The sequence below is a fragment of the Pseudomonas sp. LB1P83 genome (genome assembly GCF_054897885.1).
The window spans coordinates 1,006,788-1,022,703 of record NZ_CM142709.1; the positions used below are offsets into that span (position 1 = coordinate 1,006,788).

The following is a 15,916-nucleotide window of genomic DNA, read 5'->3' on the forward strand; positions in this document are numbered from 1 at the left end:
GTTCCACCACAAGGCAGCGATGAACCGGCCTCAACGGTTCAGAGGGTTGGCAACTGACCCGGGTGTGCAGCGTAAAGCACCAGAAGCAGTTATCCGGCGGGCAGGGACCGCGGTCGGAAAAACAATCTGAATGGACTCGTACCGCGCCAGTAGCGCCGAAAAGTCAACGCGAAGGACCGCATTACTGAAAAGCCCGGCAAGCGCCGGGCTTTTTGGAATGCCTACCTACGGTCAGGCAGATAAAAGCGTGCCGGATGCCGGCAATCAATAAGGATATGAACATGAAAAAGTACGCCCGCGTTGTCGATGGAAAAGTCGACAACCTCTACGAAACCGTCAACGCCATCACGGATGAGTTTCCCGCCGATCAACTCTGGGTGGATGTGACCGGCACCGTCACCAGTCAGGTCGACTACTCGTATAACGCAGTCAACACAGACGGTGTATGGACGTTCAACTCCGGTTTTCCTTGGCCGCAATCTGTGTTGGGTGAGCAGTTGCGCAACGAACGAACTCAGCGCCTCGACAAACTCACCGCCAGCGTCGCGTCTTCGACCTTGCAGTTCAAAGTCGATCTGGGTGTGGCCACGGATGCAGAGGAGGCTTACCTGCAGGCCTTCAAGGAATATTGCGTCGCTTTCAATCAGGTGAATAAACAAGCTGGTTTTCCGCTGACCATCGTTTGGCCGGTACAGCCTTAAGCAAGCTCTGCCATCGCGATACAACGCAGGACTGCATTACTGAAAAGCCCGGCCAACGCCGGGCTTTTTGGAGTGCCTGCCTACCGCCAGAGTCCTCAAGAGACACCGTGTGAAACAACCACACATCATTCATCAATCACCCCGGGAGGCGTGACATGACAAACGAGCAACAAGCGTTGCTGGACATGCCGATCTGGCTCGTCATCGTCCTTGCCCTGGTGGGCGGGGTGTCCGGCGAAATGTGGCGCGCGGACAAGGAGGGCGCCCGCGGCTGGTCTCTGCTGCGGCGCCTGGCGTTGCGATCCGGAGCCTGCATGGTCTGCGGGGTGTCGGCCATCATGCTGCTGTACGCGGCGGGTATGTCGATGTGGGCTGCTGGTGCGTTTGGCTGTCTGACAGCGATGGCCGGGGCGGACGTGTCCATCGGACTTTATGAGCGCTGGGCTGCCAGGCGGATAGGTGTTTGCGAAGCGCCGCCGCGCGACTCTCGCTCTGATCGACAGTGAGCAGGCCTCGTTGATCTTCGCATTGCTATAGGAACAGGAGGCCATTAATGCCCGCCATCATCGAAAAACCTTCGCAGCTGGTTTACGCCATCACCGAGGCGCTGCGCACTGCAATTGCAGGATTGAAAGTATCAAGTCATCAAGAATTCGACAGTACGGACGATTCCGCCTCGGTTCTGATTGCACTGGAACACGACGCACCCGGCGACCGTGGCAATGACGGACGCATCGCTCATGCAATGACGGTTTCGTTGCAGGTCGTGTCGCCCGTTTCTGCTCTGGCCGCCTGCGATCTGGGCAGCCAGCTGAAAAACCTGATCACTGACAACCGCTGGAAGCTACCCGCCGATCAATGCGATCTGCCGGTGAGCATCGACGGCATTGCGTCCACATTGATCAGCGGCGCCCGGGAATACGCCACCTGGACCGTCTCCTTCACCCAGACCTTGTACCTCGGTCCATTGCTGCTGGACGACCCGGTGGGCACTCCGAAATTCGCCCGTACCTGGGAGGTGTCGAACATCGACGATCCGGACCAGTACCAGCCACTCGAGGCGTAATCCATGTTCGATGCACTGTTCAACCAGCAACTGGGCCCGATCATCGAGCGTCTGGCCGAAATGGAAACCGAGATTGAAGACCTGCACCGGCGCACCGACAGCCTCTGCCGCATTGGTGTGTGCGAGGAAGTCGATGCGAGCAGCAATACGTGCAGGGTCCGCCATGGTGAGTTGCTAACCCCGGCCATCCGCTTTTTCAACCCGAGTGCCGGTGCACAAAGCGAGTCGCGCATTCCCTCCGTCGGTGAACAGTGTGTGTTGCTGAACCATGGCGGCGGCGCCAGCAGCGGTCAGTCCGTTGCGTTGTTCGGCCTCAATGGTGGCCAGTTTCCGCCGGTCTCAACGCAGGCTTCGCTGACGCGTCGTCGCTATCAGGACGGCACCGAAAGTGGCTACGACGACGCCAGTCATGCCCTGCGCTGGCAAAACGGCCCGGCAGCATTTACCGGCACTCGCGAATCGCTCGAACTGAGCATCGGCCCGGCCCGGTTGGTCATGACGCCTGAGGCGATCCAACTGCAACTGGGTGCGACCGGCTTACGGCTCGACGCATCCGGTGTGCACCTGAGCGGCCCCTTGGTGGATCACCAGGGTCGAGTCATTAGCACTGCATAAAAGAGTTTTCCATGATCGGAATCGATAGAAACACCGGCGTAACGGTCGACGACTGGCTGCAGTTCGTACAGCGCGCGACACGGGCGCTGACCACTCCTTTGGGCACTCGTCAGAAGCGTCCCTTGTACGGCTCCCTGATCCCGGACCTGCTCGGCCAGAACCTCGGCGACGACCTGCTGATGCTTGCCCAGAGCCACGCGGCGCAGGCTTTTTACAACGAGCAGAACGGCATTGGTGATTTCCAGCCTCAGGTCATTGTTGCCAGCCGCCACGGGGCAGGGCTGCTGTTGCGTTTCGCCGGCCTCTGGAAAAACCGTAATCAGACATTCGAGGTGGTGACATGAGTATGTTGATACCTGGCCAGAATCAGCTGGCCGAACCTGCGATCGTCACCGTCGAAGCGTTCGAGGACCTGCTTGCGGAGTTCAAGACGTTTGTCGTCGAGTACGTCGCAGCCCGCTCCCCCGAGCGTGCGGCAAAACTCAAAGTCAGCTTCGACAACGAAAGCGAGTTGCTGACCCTGGCCCTTGAAGCCTTTTGTGTGCGTCTGCAAATCCACGAACGCAAGTACAACGCCCGCATCAAGCAGATGCTGGCGTGGTGGGCGACGGGTAGCAATCTCGACGCGCGACTGGCGGACATGGGCCTTGAAAGACAGTTGCTGCACCCGGGCGATCCGGCGGCATTTCCGCCAGTGGCTCCGGTTTATGAAAGCGACGATGACGCCCGGTTGCGTTACTACCTGGCGCCCCATGCACCGGCGGCCGGGTCGCGCATGCAATACCGTCGTGAAGTATTCACCCTCGGTGAGCGACCCGCTGTGAAGGTGGACACCCCTGCTGCGGGCGTGGTGACGGTCACCTACACGTTCGACCCGGACGGCTACGCGGCCCAGGTCAAGGACGGCAACGGACGCCGCACTGCCCCCGGCGAAGTGATGGTCACCGTACTTGCCCGCGAGGGCGATGGCACGCCATCCGAAACGTTACTTGACGGTGTTCGACAGCATTTCGCCCGACCTGATGTGCGCCCCGAAACGGACCTTGTCACGGTGCAGGGAGCGCACATCAAGACCTACAAAATCCGGGTCGTGGCGACGATCAACGCCGGGCCTGATTCCGGGTTGACCAAGGTGGCCGCGCAACAGCAATTGCAAGCGTATGCCGATGCCTGTCATCGACTGGAAGGGCGGGTGGATCCGAGCTGGATCGACTACACGTTGCACAGTGCCGGCGCGGTTCAGCTTGAGATTCTCGAACCGGTCGAGCCGATTGTGACAACCGCCTTTGAAGCACCGTTTTGCACGGGCGTCGAGGTCGAGGTGAATACGTTATGAGTGACGACAAGCCTCGTCCTAGCCTGTTGCCTGCCAACAGTTCACTGTTGGAAAAAGCCCTCGATCTTGGCTTTGGCACATTGCTTGAGCGTATCGAGCCTCCGTTTCCAGAGTTGATGGAGCCATCCGCCACCCCCTTCGCATTCCTTCCGTACCTTGCGCTGGATCGCGGAGTCGGCGAGTGGGACACGCAGGCCAGTGAATCGGAAAAGCGCCTGACGGTCGCGCTTTCCTGGCAAATCCAGCGTCAGGCCGGCACTGACAAAGCGTTGAGTCACGCTGTCGAGTCGATGGGTTTTACGCCCCACATCTCGCCCTGGTACCAACAGCAACCGCGCGGCAATCCCTACACCTTCGACGTACAGGCGACTGTCGGGCGCAGTTGGTCGAGCGGCGATCACACGCGCTTGATACGCCGCATCAATGCGGCCAAAAGCGAGCGCGACCAAGCAACCATCACCATCGTGCATGAAACCCGCGGTGGCCTGCGGATGACTGCCGCGGCGGATCCTGTACTGACTGTCCGCGACGACAGCCAGCCAACCTTATTGCCCGACGTAAAACTCAGCAGCGCGCTGGTGTTGAGCAGTGCGATGTGGATACCGCTTTCAGTTGGCGAGTTGCCTCTTCGCGCCGCACTGCCCGGTCAAGGTTAACGGCCGGACTTATCGGCGCCGGGGCCTCCTGGTGCTAAACCATTAACGAACGACGATCTCAAGGCGCTGCCATGACAGATGAAATTACGCGCTTGGTTCGCTTCACTTCCGCCGGTCTGGCAGAAGTGTTACAGGCAAAGAACCAAGGCTTGAAAGGAGAAATTACCCATATCGGGGCCGGGACGGCTCGTTATGACCCGAATGGCTCGGAAACGGCTCTGCGTGATGAGCGCCAGCGGGTGGCGATTGTTGATTATGAGGACCTGGGCGCCGGGGAACTCCGGATGGGGGCGCTGTTCAGTGGCCCGGATGAATATGAAATTGGTGAGTTCGGCTTTTATCTTGCCAGCGGCACTTTGCTTGCGGTTTATTCCGTTGCCGGTAGTTTGCTGACGTATAAGGCCGCCGCCGCTCGAGTCCTGCAGAAGTTCACATTGGATGTTTCACCGTTACCAACGGAAAGCGTAACGGTGATTGTAGGATCGGAAAATCTCAATATCTTGTTGAGTGAAGAGTTTACAGCACTCGCCTGCGCCGATATTGACAACATGGCACGCCATGTCGAGTTGCTGCTTCGAGTGATGTCGCTGCAAACCAAGTAATACGATGTGAAGTTCACATGGAAAGTATTTGTGCCTGAATACTGCCGACCTGATTAATTGCAAAGGAATCTGAAGCGTGAGTTTAGAAACTACTGTCGCATCGCTGGTGACGGCGGCCAATAACCTGACCACTGTAGTCAATGGAAAGATTGGCAGCATCAACAGCACCATGGCCACCGCGTTGAGCCAGTTCAGTGAATGGCGGAACCTCAAGGACGTAGAAGGGGATCCGGCAGCACTCGGCACTATTCGCCGCAACCTGTTGCAAGGGTTTGTCCCGGGTACCGGCGGCTTGCAAGGTGTTGGAGGGCAGGGCGACTTTGTTTCGACCGACCTCGGCATCAGCGCCAATGTTTACATGCATTTCAAAGTGCCGCTAAACATCAACGTCAATTCGGAGATGTTCTGGTTCAATATCAAGGGTTACAGCTACGGAACTGCAAAGATCATTGAAGAGACGCTGGTTGGCTATTGCTACCAGCCCACTCGTACACTGCAAAACGTTTCGACGTTCGGCAACATGACACCTGCTGTTTATGCCGATGCTAATGGGAACGTTATTATGCGTATTCTGATCCCGAATATTTATTACACAACAGTACGCATCGACACCATGCGAGTGGGTAACGGACGTTTGTTTAATTTGGGTGATCTTAAAACAAAGTTGTCGCTCGCTGAAACCGTAGCCTTTAGTTAAGGAGTCAATAATGTCCGATACACCTGTCATCAGCAGCACGCAAATGCCGCTCGCAGTGCCTCTGCCTGAAATCGAATGGGCGGCGGTTCGTACCCGTCGCGATCAGCTTCTGCGCGCAACGGATTTTACCCAGTTGCCGGATTATCCGGTCACGGCTGCACAACTGGCCCAGGTCACCGCTTACCGTAAGGCGCTGCGGGATATTCCTGAAATGGCTGAACACCCTGACAAGTTGGTGTGGCCGGAGCTCCCGGCCGTCGTGAAGTAACCCCCCACCGCGAAAGCGGTTTTTTTTCGCCCGCACAATACCCCCATGAAGGGGGTTTTGTGTTTTTGCGTCTGGAGAAATTCGCAAATGTCTATCCGCCAAACCTACACCGTCCTCGTCCCGTTCCCCGTCGGGCGCGGTCACTGGTCCGCCTCCGGCCAAGAGTTGGACCTGCTCGACGTCGAGGCCAATGCACTGCTCAGCGCCGGTCGCCTGGAGCTGAAATCCACATCCACCAAGGCCGTGAAGGCCGCTGCCAAGAAGGCTGAATAACATGGCTGAGGTTTTGAACTTCGAGCACAACGGCATTACCGTCAATGCCACTGAATCCCCCGAGGCCATGGGTGGCCTCGGTGACAACGTCATCGGACTGATCGGTACCGCGCCGAAGGCCGATCCGCTGATTCCGCGCAATGCCCCTTTCCGCATCAACAGCTTCACCACTCAGGCGCTGCTCGATCCGACCGGCACTGAGTCGGGCACGCTGTTCCACGCGGTGTTCCAGATCCTGAAAGTGGTCAAGGTGCCGGTCTACGTGGTCATCGTCGAAGAGGGCGCAACCCCGGCGGACACGGTGAATAACGTGATCGGCGGCGTCGAGCCTCTCACCGGTCGCAAACTGGGCCTGGCCGCGTTGAGCGGTGTGCCCGAAGACCTGACCATCATCGGTGCACCAGGCTTCACCGGCACCAAAGCCGTGGCCAGTGAATTCGCCTCGTTCGGCAAGCGCATCAAGGCGCGTGTGGTACTCGACGGCAAGGACGCCGCGGTGGCCGATCAAGTGACCTACAGCCAGGAGCTGGGCGGCGCTGACCTCGGCTTCGACCGCTGCCTGCTGGTGCACAACATGCCGTCGGTGTACTCCAAGGCGGCGAAGAAAAACGTGTTCCTGTCGCCATCGAGCCTGGCCATCGCCGCCTTGGCCAAGGTCAAGCAGTGGGAGAGCCCGGGCAACCAGGTGACCTTCGCCGAAGACGTGTCGCGGGTCGTGGAATACAACATCCTCGACAAATCCACCGAAGGCGATCTGCTCAACCGCTACGGCATCAGCTACTACGCCCGGACCATCCTCGGCGGCTTCTCGCTGTTGGGTAACCGCTCCATCACCGGCAAGTTCATCAGCTACGTCGGCCTCGAAGATGCGATCAGCCGCAAGCTGGTCAAGGCCGGCCAGAAAGCCATGGCGAAAAACCTGACCAAGTCGTTCATGGATCAGGAGGTCAAGCGCATCAACGACTGGCTGCAAACCCTGGTTGCCGATGAAACCATCCCTGGCGGCAGTGTGTACCTGCACCCGGAATTGAACAGTGTCGAGAAATACAAGAACGGCACCTGGTTCATCGTCATCGACTACGGCCGCTACGCGCCGAACGAACACATGGTTTATCAACTCAACGCCCGCGATGAAATCATCGAGCAATTCCTGGAGGACGTTCTCTAATGTTTACCAACCGCGTAAGACAGGCCATCGCGGCCACCCTGCAAGGCCTGCCGTTGTCGGCGACGGTGGAAGAGTTCACCCCGCCAAAGATCGAGTTCGAGATGGAAAACATGGTCGGCGGCCGCTTCATCGGCGAAGAAATGGCCAAAAGTGGCAAGGCGCTGACCTCCAAGCTGATCCTGCAAGGCGCCGGACCGGAGATCATGCTCGCCCTCGGCGTGAAGCTGGGCGACGATATTCTGCTGAACGTGCGTGAAGCCGGTCAGGATCAGGACGGTAACACCTGGTTCACCTACCACACCGTTGGCGGCAAGTTGAAATCCCTTGAGGAAGCCGTCCTCAAAATGAACGACAAACCCAAGACCACCCTCGAGCTTTCCTGCCGCACCTACAACCGCCTCGAAAACGGCATCCCGGTGATCGACATCGATGTGCGCACGCAAAAGTTCGTGCTCAACGGCGTGGACATTCTCGGCAACGCCCGCCGCGCTGTGCTGATCCCGTAACACCAAGACCAACCAAGGCGCACTACCTGTGGGAGCGAGCCTGCTCGCGATGAGGGCTTCACTTTCAACATCATTGTTGACTGCCCCGACGCTATCGCGAGCAGGCTCGCTCCCACAAGGATTGTGGCGAACAGCTCCCTGCGCAGCACCCCTCCATGAGTCACCAAGGAATTTCTTCCATGTCCTGGATGCCACCCAAACATGAACTGTTGTCGCCGATCACTGCCGACGATCAATCGACGCTCGAGCAGATTCAGCTCAAACCGTTGTTTTATGCCGCACAGAAAGAAGCCCTGGCCCGTGCCGGCGATGATGAAGACGATCAGTTCTTCGAGCTGGCCAAATTGGCCACCGGCCTGTCGGTCAAGGAACTCGACCAGCTCAAGCGCCCGGACTACGTGAGCATCGCGCAGTACGTGCATGAGATGTCGACCCGACCGGCGTCATATTTTCTACAGAAAGACAGCGAAGCTGACGCAGCATCGGACGATCCCGACCAAGTGCAACTGCTGCAGCCGCTCAACGCAGCGGGCCGCAGCCTGACCTCGCTGACCCTGGAAATGCCGGTACTGCGGGCGACCAAGGCGATGAAAAAACTGAAAACGGCCAAGGAACGCGCCGAGTTCATCACCGCCCATTGCACCGGGCTGATGCTTCCCGATCTGGACCTGCTGACCGTGCCCGACTGGACACAGCTTCAGGTACGCATCGACGATTTTTTAAACAAACCGGCGGACTTCTTTCGGAGCGCGACATCGAAGTAATCCTCGATGTGGTGCCCCTCATTTACTCGGTAAGTGAGGCGGAAATTCTGGAATGGGACGCCGGCAAGGCATTGCGCCGCTACGACATCGCGATCACTCGCCTTGGCGTAAAACAGGAGTAGAGCGGGATGGCAGAGAGCAAATATTCGCCGCCCGGTGCGGCGATAAAGCAAATTGAGCTGCCGCAACCCGGCAGTGCATCAGAAACGCCGGGACTTGCCGGTATCCGGGACCCTTTGTCGGGGCTGAATCTGGCACTCACCACGGCCAGCCTCGACATCCGTTTGTTGGTGGCGGCGCAGGAAAAGCTGCGCGAAACCCTGGCGTCGTTGAACGGTGCCCTGTCGTCGCAGCAGTCGCTGCTCAAGGCAAACGCATCGGCACCTGTGCCAGCCGCTGAGGCAAAGTCAAAGCTCAAGGCCGAGGTTGACCAGCGTGCACCACCGGAGGAGTTAAAGCCGGCAATGGCGATGCAGACGGCCTTGGTCGACCTCAATCAAAAGTTGCAGCTGGATCCGGAAACGCTTCAGGCGCTGGCGAATGAAACCTCGAAAATAGCCGCTGAAAAACGCACCTCTCCCAGTGGTACGACAGGGGTGCAGCTGTTGCAGGTTCAACTGGCGGCGGTCAATACGGGCCTGGTCAAAAACGTCAAACCGGATGACCTGACGCAAGTGCTGACGGATTTCGCTCGCGATACCGGCACCATGGCGTCTGCGTACAAGATTGACGCCAAGGAGGCCGGCGAGCTGATGGCTGGTTGGCATACGTCGTTGAAACTTGATCGGGCAAAAAGTCTCGACCTGGGCGATGCGGCCAATCGCCTTGGCGCCCGTGTCGATTTGAAAGCCTCAGCGGCAGACATCGGTTCGGTGGTGAAAAACGGTGGCGAGACGAGTCTGGCGGCGGGCATGAAGCCCGAGCAAGTGGCAGCGATCGCGGCGGCCCTGCTGAGCGCTTCCGTGAGCAAGGAAGGCGCCGGGGCATCGTTGAAAACGCTGGGCACGGCGTTCGGCAAGGGCGACAAGGCGACGCCGGAGCAACGGGCCGCCTGGGCCGAGCTTGATATCGAGCCGGGAGCACTGGCCAGCAGGATGCGCACGGACGCATCGGGCGCGATCAAGGATGTGCTGGCGGCGCTGAGTAGCAAGCCTGCCGAGCAACAGGGCGCATTGATCAAGACGCTGTTTGAGGGCGATGCCGGCATCCGCGAATTGCTGAAGAGCCCTCAGGACCTGAATACCGCGTTTACGGTGGCGTCCGATAAGAACAAAGGTTCAATGGCAGAGACTGCCGACGCCCGTGGCAATACCTCGCAAGCACGCTGGAGTGCGCTGGACGCAAGCCTGACCCGTCTTTATACGGCGCTCGGTAACGCGGTCGCTCCCATCACGGATCTTGCGATACTCGGCGCCGATCTTGTGGTCAGCGGCGTCAGTTCGGTGGTTGAGACACTCCCGAAAGTCATCGCCGGATTGTCCTTGCTGGGTGCCGCGCTTGCGACTCCGTTTCGCGGGGCGATCATGAACAAGCTGACGTCGATTGTTTCTTCCGCAAAAACAGAACTGCTGAAACCGGACGCTGCCATCAAGCCACCGGGAAGTGATGAGGTCGTGGGTCAAGACCAGAAAAAGGCAGGCGACGGCACGCCGGACAACGACGGTAAACAGAAACCACAGGGTGCTGCTAACACCAAAGCCCCACGTCCTGCGATGCGTAGTCGGCTGGCCACTTCCATGGCCAGAGCCAAGACCTTCACCGGTAGGCTGGGCGCTCCTATGGCGGTCGCCAGCGCGAGTTACGACGGCGTTAAAGCGCTGATGGCGGGTGATTACAAAGCCGCTTCCGGAGCTCTCGGGTCGGGCGTTGGCGGTTTGGCCGGCGGCTATGCGGGCGCCGCCACCGGCGCGATGATCGGCAGCTTCATCCCGGTCCCGGTCGTGGGCACTGCCATTGGCGCTTTGGTCGGCGGCCTGATCGGTTCCTACGTCGGCAGTCAGGGCGGGGAAATGCTTGGGGAGTCTCTCTACACCGAGGTTGACCGGCTTCGGTCACCGGACCAGGTCAGCAAAGACCTGACCGGCGCAGCCGCAGACAACCGACAGATCAACTACTCGCCGGTCATTCAAATCACCGGTGCCGATCCGACGGACTCTGATCGACTGACTGAAAAAATCATGGCGAACCTGCGCATGCAGTTCAACGGCGAATTTATGCCGATGATGATCAATCCGCTCTCTGTGCGAAGTGACGCGGCCCTGACCGACGGAGGTACGTAATGCGCCAGCAAATGATCCTGGGCAGTTTCATTTTCGGCCTGTCCAGAAACTTCGCCTACAGCGCCTTGGTGCACAAGTCGAGCGGTGGCTGGACGAACATCGAAATCCTCACCAGCAAACCCAGGTCCATCCAGATCGGCCAAGGCCTGCAAACCCTGACGGTTTCGGGCAAATCAATGTACGCGACCGCCATGGATCGGCTCGATGAACTGCGTGCCTTGCAGGCGCTGCGCATCCCTTTGCCATTGGTTGACGGCATCGGTCGCAACTGGGGCTTGTGGCGGATCAACGATGTGTCGGAAACCCAAAACAACATCATTGATGACGGTACCGCGATGGTGGTCGACTGGACGATTGAGTTGATGGAGGTCGCCAATGCGTAGGGTTCGAAGTATTGCCGGTGATTCGGTGAATCTGTTGCTCTACCGCGAGCTCGAGCGTTGTGACGACGCCGTCGAGGAAGCGCTCTGGCGGCTCAATCCGGGGCTGGCCGAATACGCTGCTGTGTTGCCGGCAGGGGTGTGGGTGGTCTTGCCGGAAGTGGATGCAAAACCCGTTGCACCCACGCCGGTTTCGGCCTGGGATTAAGGAGGCAACATGTCACTGGGATTCACCCCTGCGGTGGAAATTTATGGCGCCAACGCTGCGCTGCTCAACGAACGATTGCTCTCCTGGCAGCACGTCGATGCGGCGGGAATCGAGTCCGATAGTTTGACGCTGACCATCAGTCTGGACGGGATTGAAGGCTTGCCGGACCTGGGTGGAAAGATCGGCCTGCGGGTCGGTTATCGGGAGTCGGGACTGGTGGACAAAGGCGAGTTCGTCATTACACGACGTACGCCGACGCTGTTCCCGTTGCGCCTGATGCTGGTGGCCACGGCGGCACCGTTCAGTGCGGCGGACCAGACCGGTTTCAAGCAGCGTCGATCGGTCAGCCATGGTCCGACGACGTTGGGTGCGCTGTTTCGCCAACTGACGTCCAGGCACGGGTTTTCGCCTCGTGTCGCACCCGAGCTGGCGCTGATCAGAATCGAACACATCGATCAGTCCAACGAAACGGACATGGGGTTTCTGACTCGGCTGGCCCACCTTCATGACGCCGTCGCCAAGCCGATCAACGAACTGTATGTGTTGGCGCGGCGCGGTCAGGCGAAATCCTTGTCGGGCAAAGTTCTACCGAACATAAAGCTGTCGGTGACGACCAACAATCGCCCGGGCGATAACGCCTTTATCTCCGCGGTGCTGGTGGAAACCGCCCGGGCGAAATATCAGGGTTGCAAAACCGGCTGGTGGGACGCGGCCGCCGGCAAAGTGCAGGTGGTGGAAAGCGGCATCGCGCCGTTCAAGACAATGCGCCAGCGCTACCAGAGTGCGGACGATGCCCAGGCCGCAGGAGAGGGCGAGGTTCGCCGGATGCTGCGGGAAGCCCTCAAGGTGACGATCGAGTGCCCGGGCAATCCCGGATTGTCCGCCGAAGGCGTCGTACTGCTGGATCCCACCTGGCCGGATTTCATGCGCGGTCGCTGGTCGATCGACAAGGTCACCGCCAGCGGCAGTCGGGAGAAAAGCTATCGCTGTTCGATAGACGCGACCTGCCTGGACGCCAAGGTCTGACGCCCTTGCTCGATTCGTGAATGCGCCAACCCAATAACGTCAATGCTGTTTCCCATTCTCTCTCTGGGGGGATCATGTCGGTTACTCAACAAATGTTGCAAAGCATCCTGCCCAACGCCCGCCAGCAAGCGGGCGTTTTTGTTTCCTGTCTCAACCTCGCCATGGGGCGATTCAACATCAACACGCCCAAACGCATCGCTGCTTTTCTGGCACAAGTCGGGCACGAATCGGGTCAGTTGCAGTACGTGCGTGAACTCGGCAGTGAGCAGTATCTGAGCAAGTACGACACCGGCTCCTTGGCCAGCCGCTTGGGCAACACCCCGGAACCCGACGGCGACGGCCAAAAGTACCGCGGCCGAGGCCTGATCCAGATCACCGGTCGCGACAACTATCGCCAATGCAGCCTCGGACTGTTCGGCGATGATCGTTTGCTGTTTTTGCCTGAACTGCTGGAAAAGCCGCAATGGGCCGTCGAATCAGCCGCCTGGTTCTGGGAGCAAAACGGCCTTAACGAACTGGCTGACCGCGATCAGTTCAACAGCATCACTCGCCGCATCAATGGCGGCTTGAACGGGTTGCAGGATCGCTTGCAACTCTGGGCGCGGGCGAGGGCGGTGTTATGCCAGACTTCGGTTTGATGGCGGCGCCTTACCGGGCAATCGGCCTTATTGTGTTTCTGGCGGTGTTGGCCGGTGGCTCGGCGGCGCTGGCCTGGCACTTTCAGGATTGGCGGTACGGTCGGCAACTGGCGGAACAGGCCAGGTTGCACGCCGAGGCACTGAATCAACTGACGCTGGCCGCCGCAACCCAGCAACAGGCCGAGCAGGACAAACGCCTGGCCCTGGAGCAACGTCTGTCGGCCAGTGAACAAACCCACTATCGAGCGCTAAGCGATGCCCAACGTGATCAAGGTCGCCTGCGCGATCGTCTTGCCACTGCTGATCTGCGCTTGTCAGTCCTCCTCGATACCAATGACGCTGCCTCAGGCTGTTCAATGTCAGCCACCTCCGGTGCCGGCGGCGTGGATCATGGAACGGCGCGAGCCCGACTTGACCCGGCGCATGCTCAACGAATTATCGCCATCACCGGTGCCGGCGACAGCGGACTGATTGCTTTGCAGGCCTGCCAGGCCTATGTCAGAGCCGTCGTTCGCTAACATTTTGATCGATCCTGTGCCTTGCAAGCGCAATCTGCTCGTGTACGGTAGTGCTCATTCCGCCCGCTCAGGAGATGACCGTGAAAGAAATCACTCAACTGGCCGCTGAACTTGGCAGGCGCTTGCAGGTTCTGAATGCTCACGTCACCGCTGCCGAGTCGTGTACCGGCGGTGGGATCTCAGAGGCGATCACTCGCATTCCGGGGAGTTCGGCGTGGTTCGAGGCCGGTTATGTCACGTATTCCAACCGACAGAAAACCGAGCAGTTGAACGTGCCTTCCGAATTGTTCCCTGTGGTGGGCGCGGTCAGTCGCGAGGTGGTCGAGGCGATGGTTCGCGGCGCGCAGGAAAAGAGCCGGGCGTACTTTGCCGTGGCGGTCAGTGGTGTGGCCGGCCCGGATGGCGGCTCTCCGAACAAACCGGTCGGCACGGTCTGGCTGGCCTGGGGCGTCGGTGAGCAGGTGTTCAGCGAGGTGCAGCACTTCGCCGGTAACCGCGATGAGGTCCGCCGACAAACGGTTAAGGCCGCGCTAGAGGGGCTGCTGCGTCATGCCGCTGGAGAAATCTCAAATCAGGGGTAGGCGATCCTGAAACGCTGTGGAATAATACTGGCTACTTATACAGGTGTTGGCCGTCAGGCCTTATTGATTACGTGAGGACTTTAATGGACGACAACAAGAAGAAAGCCTTGGCTGCGGCCCTGGGTCAGATCGAACGTCAATTCGGCAAGGGTGCCGTAATGCGTATGGGCGATCAGGACCGTCAGGCGATCCCGGCTATCTCCACTGGCTCTCTGGGTCTGGACATCGCGCTCGGCATTGGCGGTCTGCCAAAAGGCCGTATCGTTGAAATCTACGGTCCTGAATCCTCCGGTAAAACCACGCTGACACTGTCGGTGATCGCCCAGGCTCAAAAAGCCGGCGCGACCTGCGCATTCGTCGACGCCGAACACGCCCTCGACCCTGAATACGCCGGCAAACTGGGCGTCAACGTCGACGACCTGCTGGTCTCCCAGCCGGACACCGGCGAGCAAGCCCTGGAAATCACCGACATGCTGGTGCGTTCCAACGCGGTTGACGTGATCATCGTCGACTCCGTGGCGGCCCTGGTTCCGAAGGCTGAAATCGAAGGCGAAATGGGTGACATGCACGTGGGCCTGCAAGCCCGTCTGATGTCCCAGGCGCTGCGTAAAATCACCGGCAACATCAAGAACGCCAACTGCCTGGTGATCTTCATCAACCAGATCCGTATGAAAATCGGCGTGATGTTCGGCAGTCCGGAAACCACCACCGGTGGTAACGCGCTGAAGTTCTACGCTTCGGTTCGTCTGGACATCCGTCGTACCGGCGCGGTGAAAGAAGGTGATGAAGTCGTCGGTAGCGAAACCCGCGTAAAAGTCGTCAAGAACAAGGTGGCTTCGCCGTTCCGTCAGGCTGAGTTCCAGATTCTTTATGGCAAGGGCATCTACCTCAACGGCGAGATGATCGACCTGGGCGTGCTGCACGGTTTCGTTGAGAAGTCCGGCGCGTGGTATGCCTATGAAGGCACCAAGATTGGTCAGGGCAAGGCCAACTCGGCCAAGTTCCTGGCAGACAATCCGGAAATCGCCGCCAAGCTCGAGAAGCAACTGCGTGACAAGTTGCTGACCCCCGCTCCTGACGTCAAAGCATCGCCCGCCAAAGTGACGGCTGATGACCTGGCTGACGCGGATATCTGATTGATCCGATGACCGCCGTACTCGATACACTCGTCGCAGTGCGGCGAACCGCCATGGACCTGCTCGCACGACGCGAGCACGGTCGAGTCGAGCTGACGCGTAAACTGCGTCAGCGCGGCGCTCTCCCTGAAATGATCGACACAGCACTCGACCGTTTGACGGAAGAGGGCTTGCTGTCCGAATCCCGTTACCTCGAAAGCTTCGTTTCCTACCGTGCTCGTTCCGGCTACGGCCCTTTGCGTATTCGCGAAGAATTGAGCCAGCGCGGCCTGCAACGTAACGACATCGAACTCGCCCTTCGCGAGAGCGGTATCAACTGGCAGGAGCAACTGGAAGAGACCTGGCGACGCAAATTTGCCGGGCATCTGCCGATAGACGTCCGGGAGCGCGCCAAGCAGGGGCGTTTCCTGAGTTATCGGGGATACTCCATGGAAATGATCGGCCGCTTGTTCAGCGGTAGGGGAGTGGATGATTAATAAAAACGGCCCGCTATTTCGA

23 protein-coding genes are annotated in these 15,916 nt (G+C 59.1%); all 23 read left to right on the forward strand.

The window, feature by feature from the left end:
* Nucleotides 1–281 precede the first annotated feature (281 nt).
* The 23 genes from ACYZTY_RS04430 to recX all read left to right on the forward strand — a co-directional run bounded on the left by ACYZTY_RS04430 (nt 282) and on the right by recX (nt 15,894).
* Entirely contained in the window at nt 282–701 is a 420-nt protein-coding gene (locus tag ACYZTY_RS04430) for a tail fiber assembly protein (protein WP_461957454.1), read from the forward strand.
* A gap of 155 nt (nt 702–856) precedes the next feature.
* Nucleotides 857–1,207, forward strand: a complete 351-nt coding sequence (locus ACYZTY_RS04435) for a phage holin family protein (RefSeq protein WP_461957455.1) — start codon at nt 857–859, stop codon at nt 1,205–1,207.
* Between the two features lie 47 nt (nt 1,208–1,254).
* On the forward strand, nt 1,255–1,767 hold the full coding sequence (locus ACYZTY_RS04440; RefSeq protein WP_461957456.1) for a hypothetical protein: 513 nt from the start codon (nt 1,255–1,257) through the stop codon (nt 1,765–1,767).
* A gap of 3 nt (nt 1,768–1,770) precedes the next feature.
* Nucleotides 1,771–2,382, forward strand: a complete 612-nt coding sequence (locus tag ACYZTY_RS04445; RefSeq protein WP_461957457.1) for a phage baseplate assembly protein V — start codon at nt 1,771–1,773, stop codon at nt 2,380–2,382.
* Between the two features lie 11 nt (nt 2,383–2,393).
* Nucleotides 2,394–2,726 (forward strand): phage baseplate protein, encoded by a 333-nt coding sequence (locus tag ACYZTY_RS04450; RefSeq protein WP_461957458.1) that lies wholly within the window; start codon nt 2,394–2,396, stop codon nt 2,724–2,726.
* Nucleotides 2,723–3,718 (forward strand): baseplate J/gp47 family protein, encoded by a 996-nt coding sequence (locus ACYZTY_RS04455; RefSeq protein WP_461957459.1) that lies wholly within the window; start codon nt 2,723–2,725, stop codon nt 3,716–3,718. Before ACYZTY_RS04450 ends, ACYZTY_RS04455 begins: the two co-directional genes overlap by 4 nt.
* Nucleotides 3,715–4,374, forward strand: a complete 660-nt coding sequence (locus ACYZTY_RS04460) for a phage tail protein I (protein ID WP_461957460.1) — start codon at nt 3,715–3,717, stop codon at nt 4,372–4,374. The genes ACYZTY_RS04455 and ACYZTY_RS04460 overlap by 4 nt, the downstream gene beginning before the upstream one ends.
* 71 nt (nt 4,375–4,445) lie before the next feature.
* Nucleotides 4,446–4,976 (forward strand): hypothetical protein, encoded by a 531-nt coding sequence (locus tag ACYZTY_RS04465; RefSeq protein WP_461957461.1) that lies wholly within the window; start codon nt 4,446–4,448, stop codon nt 4,974–4,976.
* 76 nt (nt 4,977–5,052) lie between these two features.
* Nucleotides 5,053–5,673 (forward strand): hypothetical protein, encoded by a 621-nt coding sequence (locus ACYZTY_RS04470; RefSeq protein WP_461957462.1) that lies wholly within the window; start codon nt 5,053–5,055, stop codon nt 5,671–5,673.
* Nucleotides 5,674–5,683: 10 nt separating this feature from the next.
* Nucleotides 5,684–5,941: a tail fiber assembly protein gene (locus ACYZTY_RS04475; RefSeq protein ID WP_461957463.1), complete on the forward strand. Its 258-nt coding sequence runs from the start codon at nt 5,684–5,686 to the stop codon at nt 5,939–5,941.
* Between the two features lie 87 nt (nt 5,942–6,028).
* The gene (locus ACYZTY_RS04480) at nt 6,029–6,214 is read left to right on the forward strand and encodes a hypothetical protein (protein ID WP_461957464.1); all 186 of its coding nucleotides are present in this window, start codon (nt 6,029–6,031) and stop codon (nt 6,212–6,214) included.
* Nucleotide 6,215: 1 nt separating this feature from the next.
* Nucleotides 6,216–7,382 carry a phage tail sheath protein gene (locus tag ACYZTY_RS04485; RefSeq protein WP_461957465.1) on the forward strand — a complete coding sequence of 389 codons (1,167 nt, stop codon included), beginning with the start codon at nt 6,216–6,218 and terminating at the stop codon, nt 7,380–7,382.
* A complete protein-coding gene (locus ACYZTY_RS04490) occupies nt 7,382–7,888 on the forward strand; it encodes a phage major tail tube protein (RefSeq protein ID WP_461957466.1) in 507 nt (168 codons plus the stop codon). Before ACYZTY_RS04485 ends, ACYZTY_RS04490 begins: the two co-directional genes overlap by 1 nt.
* A gap of 179 nt (nt 7,889–8,067) precedes the next feature.
* Complete coding sequence (locus ACYZTY_RS04495; RefSeq protein WP_461957467.1) at nt 8,068–8,652, forward strand: phage tail assembly protein; 585 nt, start codon at nt 8,068–8,070, stop codon at nt 8,650–8,652.
* Nucleotides 8,653–8,780: 128 nt separating this feature from the next.
* Nucleotides 8,781–10,931, forward strand: a complete 2,151-nt coding sequence (locus ACYZTY_RS04500; RefSeq protein ID WP_461957468.1) for a phage tail tape measure protein — start codon at nt 8,781–8,783, stop codon at nt 10,929–10,931.
* Nucleotides 10,931–11,314, forward strand: a complete 384-nt coding sequence (locus tag ACYZTY_RS04505; RefSeq protein ID WP_461957469.1) for a phage tail protein — start codon at nt 10,931–10,933, stop codon at nt 11,312–11,314. The genes ACYZTY_RS04500 and ACYZTY_RS04505 overlap by 1 nt, the downstream gene beginning before the upstream one ends.
* A complete protein-coding gene (locus ACYZTY_RS04510) occupies nt 11,307–11,519 on the forward strand; it encodes a tail protein X (protein WP_461957470.1) in 213 nt (70 codons plus the stop codon). Before ACYZTY_RS04505 ends, ACYZTY_RS04510 begins: the two co-directional genes overlap by 8 nt.
* A gap of 9 nt (nt 11,520–11,528) precedes the next feature.
* Nucleotides 11,529–12,545 (forward strand): phage late control D family protein, encoded by a 1,017-nt coding sequence (locus ACYZTY_RS04515; protein ID WP_461957471.1) that lies wholly within the window; start codon nt 11,529–11,531, stop codon nt 12,543–12,545.
* Between the two features lie 74 nt (nt 12,546–12,619).
* Nucleotides 12,620–13,183, forward strand: a complete 564-nt coding sequence (locus ACYZTY_RS04520; RefSeq protein ID WP_461957472.1) for a glycoside hydrolase family 19 protein — start codon at nt 12,620–12,622, stop codon at nt 13,181–13,183.
* Entirely contained in the window at nt 13,165–13,701 is a 537-nt protein-coding gene (locus ACYZTY_RS04525; protein WP_461957473.1) for a lysis protein, read from the forward strand. The genes ACYZTY_RS04520 and ACYZTY_RS04525 overlap by 19 nt, the downstream gene beginning before the upstream one ends.
* 80 nt (nt 13,702–13,781) lie before the next feature.
* The gene (locus ACYZTY_RS04530) at nt 13,782–14,282 is read left to right on the forward strand and encodes a CinA family protein (protein ID WP_461957474.1); all 501 of its coding nucleotides are present in this window, start codon (nt 13,782–13,784) and stop codon (nt 14,280–14,282) included.
* An 83-nt stretch (nt 14,283–14,365) separates the two neighbouring features.
* Nucleotides 14,366–15,418: a recombinase RecA gene (gene recA, locus ACYZTY_RS04535; RefSeq protein ID WP_461957475.1), complete on the forward strand. Its 1,053-nt coding sequence runs from the start codon at nt 14,366–14,368 to the stop codon at nt 15,416–15,418.
* A gap of 8 nt (nt 15,419–15,426) precedes the next feature.
* Nucleotides 15,427–15,894 (forward strand): recombination regulator RecX, encoded by a 468-nt coding sequence (gene recX, locus ACYZTY_RS04540; protein WP_461957476.1) that lies wholly within the window; start codon nt 15,427–15,429, stop codon nt 15,892–15,894.
* Nucleotides 15,895–15,916 lie beyond the last annotated feature (22 nt).

Excerpts from the sequence above, each read along its gene's own strand:
- ACYZTY_RS04430 (WP_461957454.1), top strand. The coding sequence starts at position 282 with ATGAAAAAGTACGCCCGCGTTGTCGATGGAAAAGTCGACAACCTCTAC.
- ACYZTY_RS04435 (WP_461957455.1), top strand. The coding sequence starts at position 857 with ATGACAAACGAGCAACAAGCGTTGCTGGACATGCCGATCTGGCTCGTC.
- ACYZTY_RS04440 (WP_461957456.1), top strand. The coding sequence starts at position 1,255 with ATGCCCGCCATCATCGAAAAACCTTCGCAGCTGGTTTACGCCATCACC.
- ACYZTY_RS04445 (WP_461957457.1), top strand. The coding sequence starts at position 1,771 with ATGTTCGATGCACTGTTCAACCAGCAACTGGGCCCGATCATCGAGCGT.
- ACYZTY_RS04450 (WP_461957458.1), top strand. The coding sequence starts at position 2,394 with ATGATCGGAATCGATAGAAACACCGGCGTAACGGTCGACGACTGGCTG.
- ACYZTY_RS04455 (WP_461957459.1), top strand. The coding sequence starts at position 2,723 with ATGAGTATGTTGATACCTGGCCAGAATCAGCTGGCCGAACCTGCGATC.
- ACYZTY_RS04460 (WP_461957460.1), top strand. The coding sequence starts at position 3,715 with ATGAGTGACGACAAGCCTCGTCCTAGCCTGTTGCCTGCCAACAGTTCA.
- ACYZTY_RS04465 (WP_461957461.1), top strand. The coding sequence starts at position 4,446 with ATGACAGATGAAATTACGCGCTTGGTTCGCTTCACTTCCGCCGGTCTG.
- ACYZTY_RS04475 (WP_461957463.1), top strand. The coding sequence starts at position 5,684 with ATGTCCGATACACCTGTCATCAGCAGCACGCAAATGCCGCTCGCAGTG.
- ACYZTY_RS04480 (WP_461957464.1), top strand. The coding sequence starts at position 6,029 with ATGTCTATCCGCCAAACCTACACCGTCCTCGTCCCGTTCCCCGTCGGG.
- ACYZTY_RS04485 (WP_461957465.1), top strand. The coding sequence starts at position 6,216 with ATGGCTGAGGTTTTGAACTTCGAGCACAACGGCATTACCGTCAATGCC.
- ACYZTY_RS04490 (WP_461957466.1), top strand. The coding sequence starts at position 7,382 with ATGTTTACCAACCGCGTAAGACAGGCCATCGCGGCCACCCTGCAAGGC.
- ACYZTY_RS04495 (WP_461957467.1), top strand. The coding sequence starts at position 8,068 with ATGTCCTGGATGCCACCCAAACATGAACTGTTGTCGCCGATCACTGCC.
- ACYZTY_RS04500 (WP_461957468.1), top strand. The coding sequence starts at position 8,781 with ATGGCAGAGAGCAAATATTCGCCGCCCGGTGCGGCGATAAAGCAAATT.
- ACYZTY_RS04505 (WP_461957469.1), top strand. The coding sequence starts at position 10,931 with ATGCGCCAGCAAATGATCCTGGGCAGTTTCATTTTCGGCCTGTCCAGA.
- ACYZTY_RS04510 (WP_461957470.1), top strand. The coding sequence starts at position 11,307 with ATGCGTAGGGTTCGAAGTATTGCCGGTGATTCGGTGAATCTGTTGCTC.
- ACYZTY_RS04515 (WP_461957471.1), top strand. The coding sequence starts at position 11,529 with ATGTCACTGGGATTCACCCCTGCGGTGGAAATTTATGGCGCCAACGCT.
- ACYZTY_RS04520 (WP_461957472.1), top strand. The coding sequence starts at position 12,620 with ATGTCGGTTACTCAACAAATGTTGCAAAGCATCCTGCCCAACGCCCGC.
- ACYZTY_RS04525 (WP_461957473.1), top strand. The coding sequence starts at position 13,165 with ATGCCAGACTTCGGTTTGATGGCGGCGCCTTACCGGGCAATCGGCCTT.
- recA (WP_461957475.1), top strand. The coding sequence starts at position 14,366 with ATGGACGACAACAAGAAGAAAGCCTTGGCTGCGGCCCTGGGTCAGATC.
- recX (WP_461957476.1), top strand. The coding sequence starts at position 15,427 with ATGACCGCCGTACTCGATACACTCGTCGCAGTGCGGCGAACCGCCATG.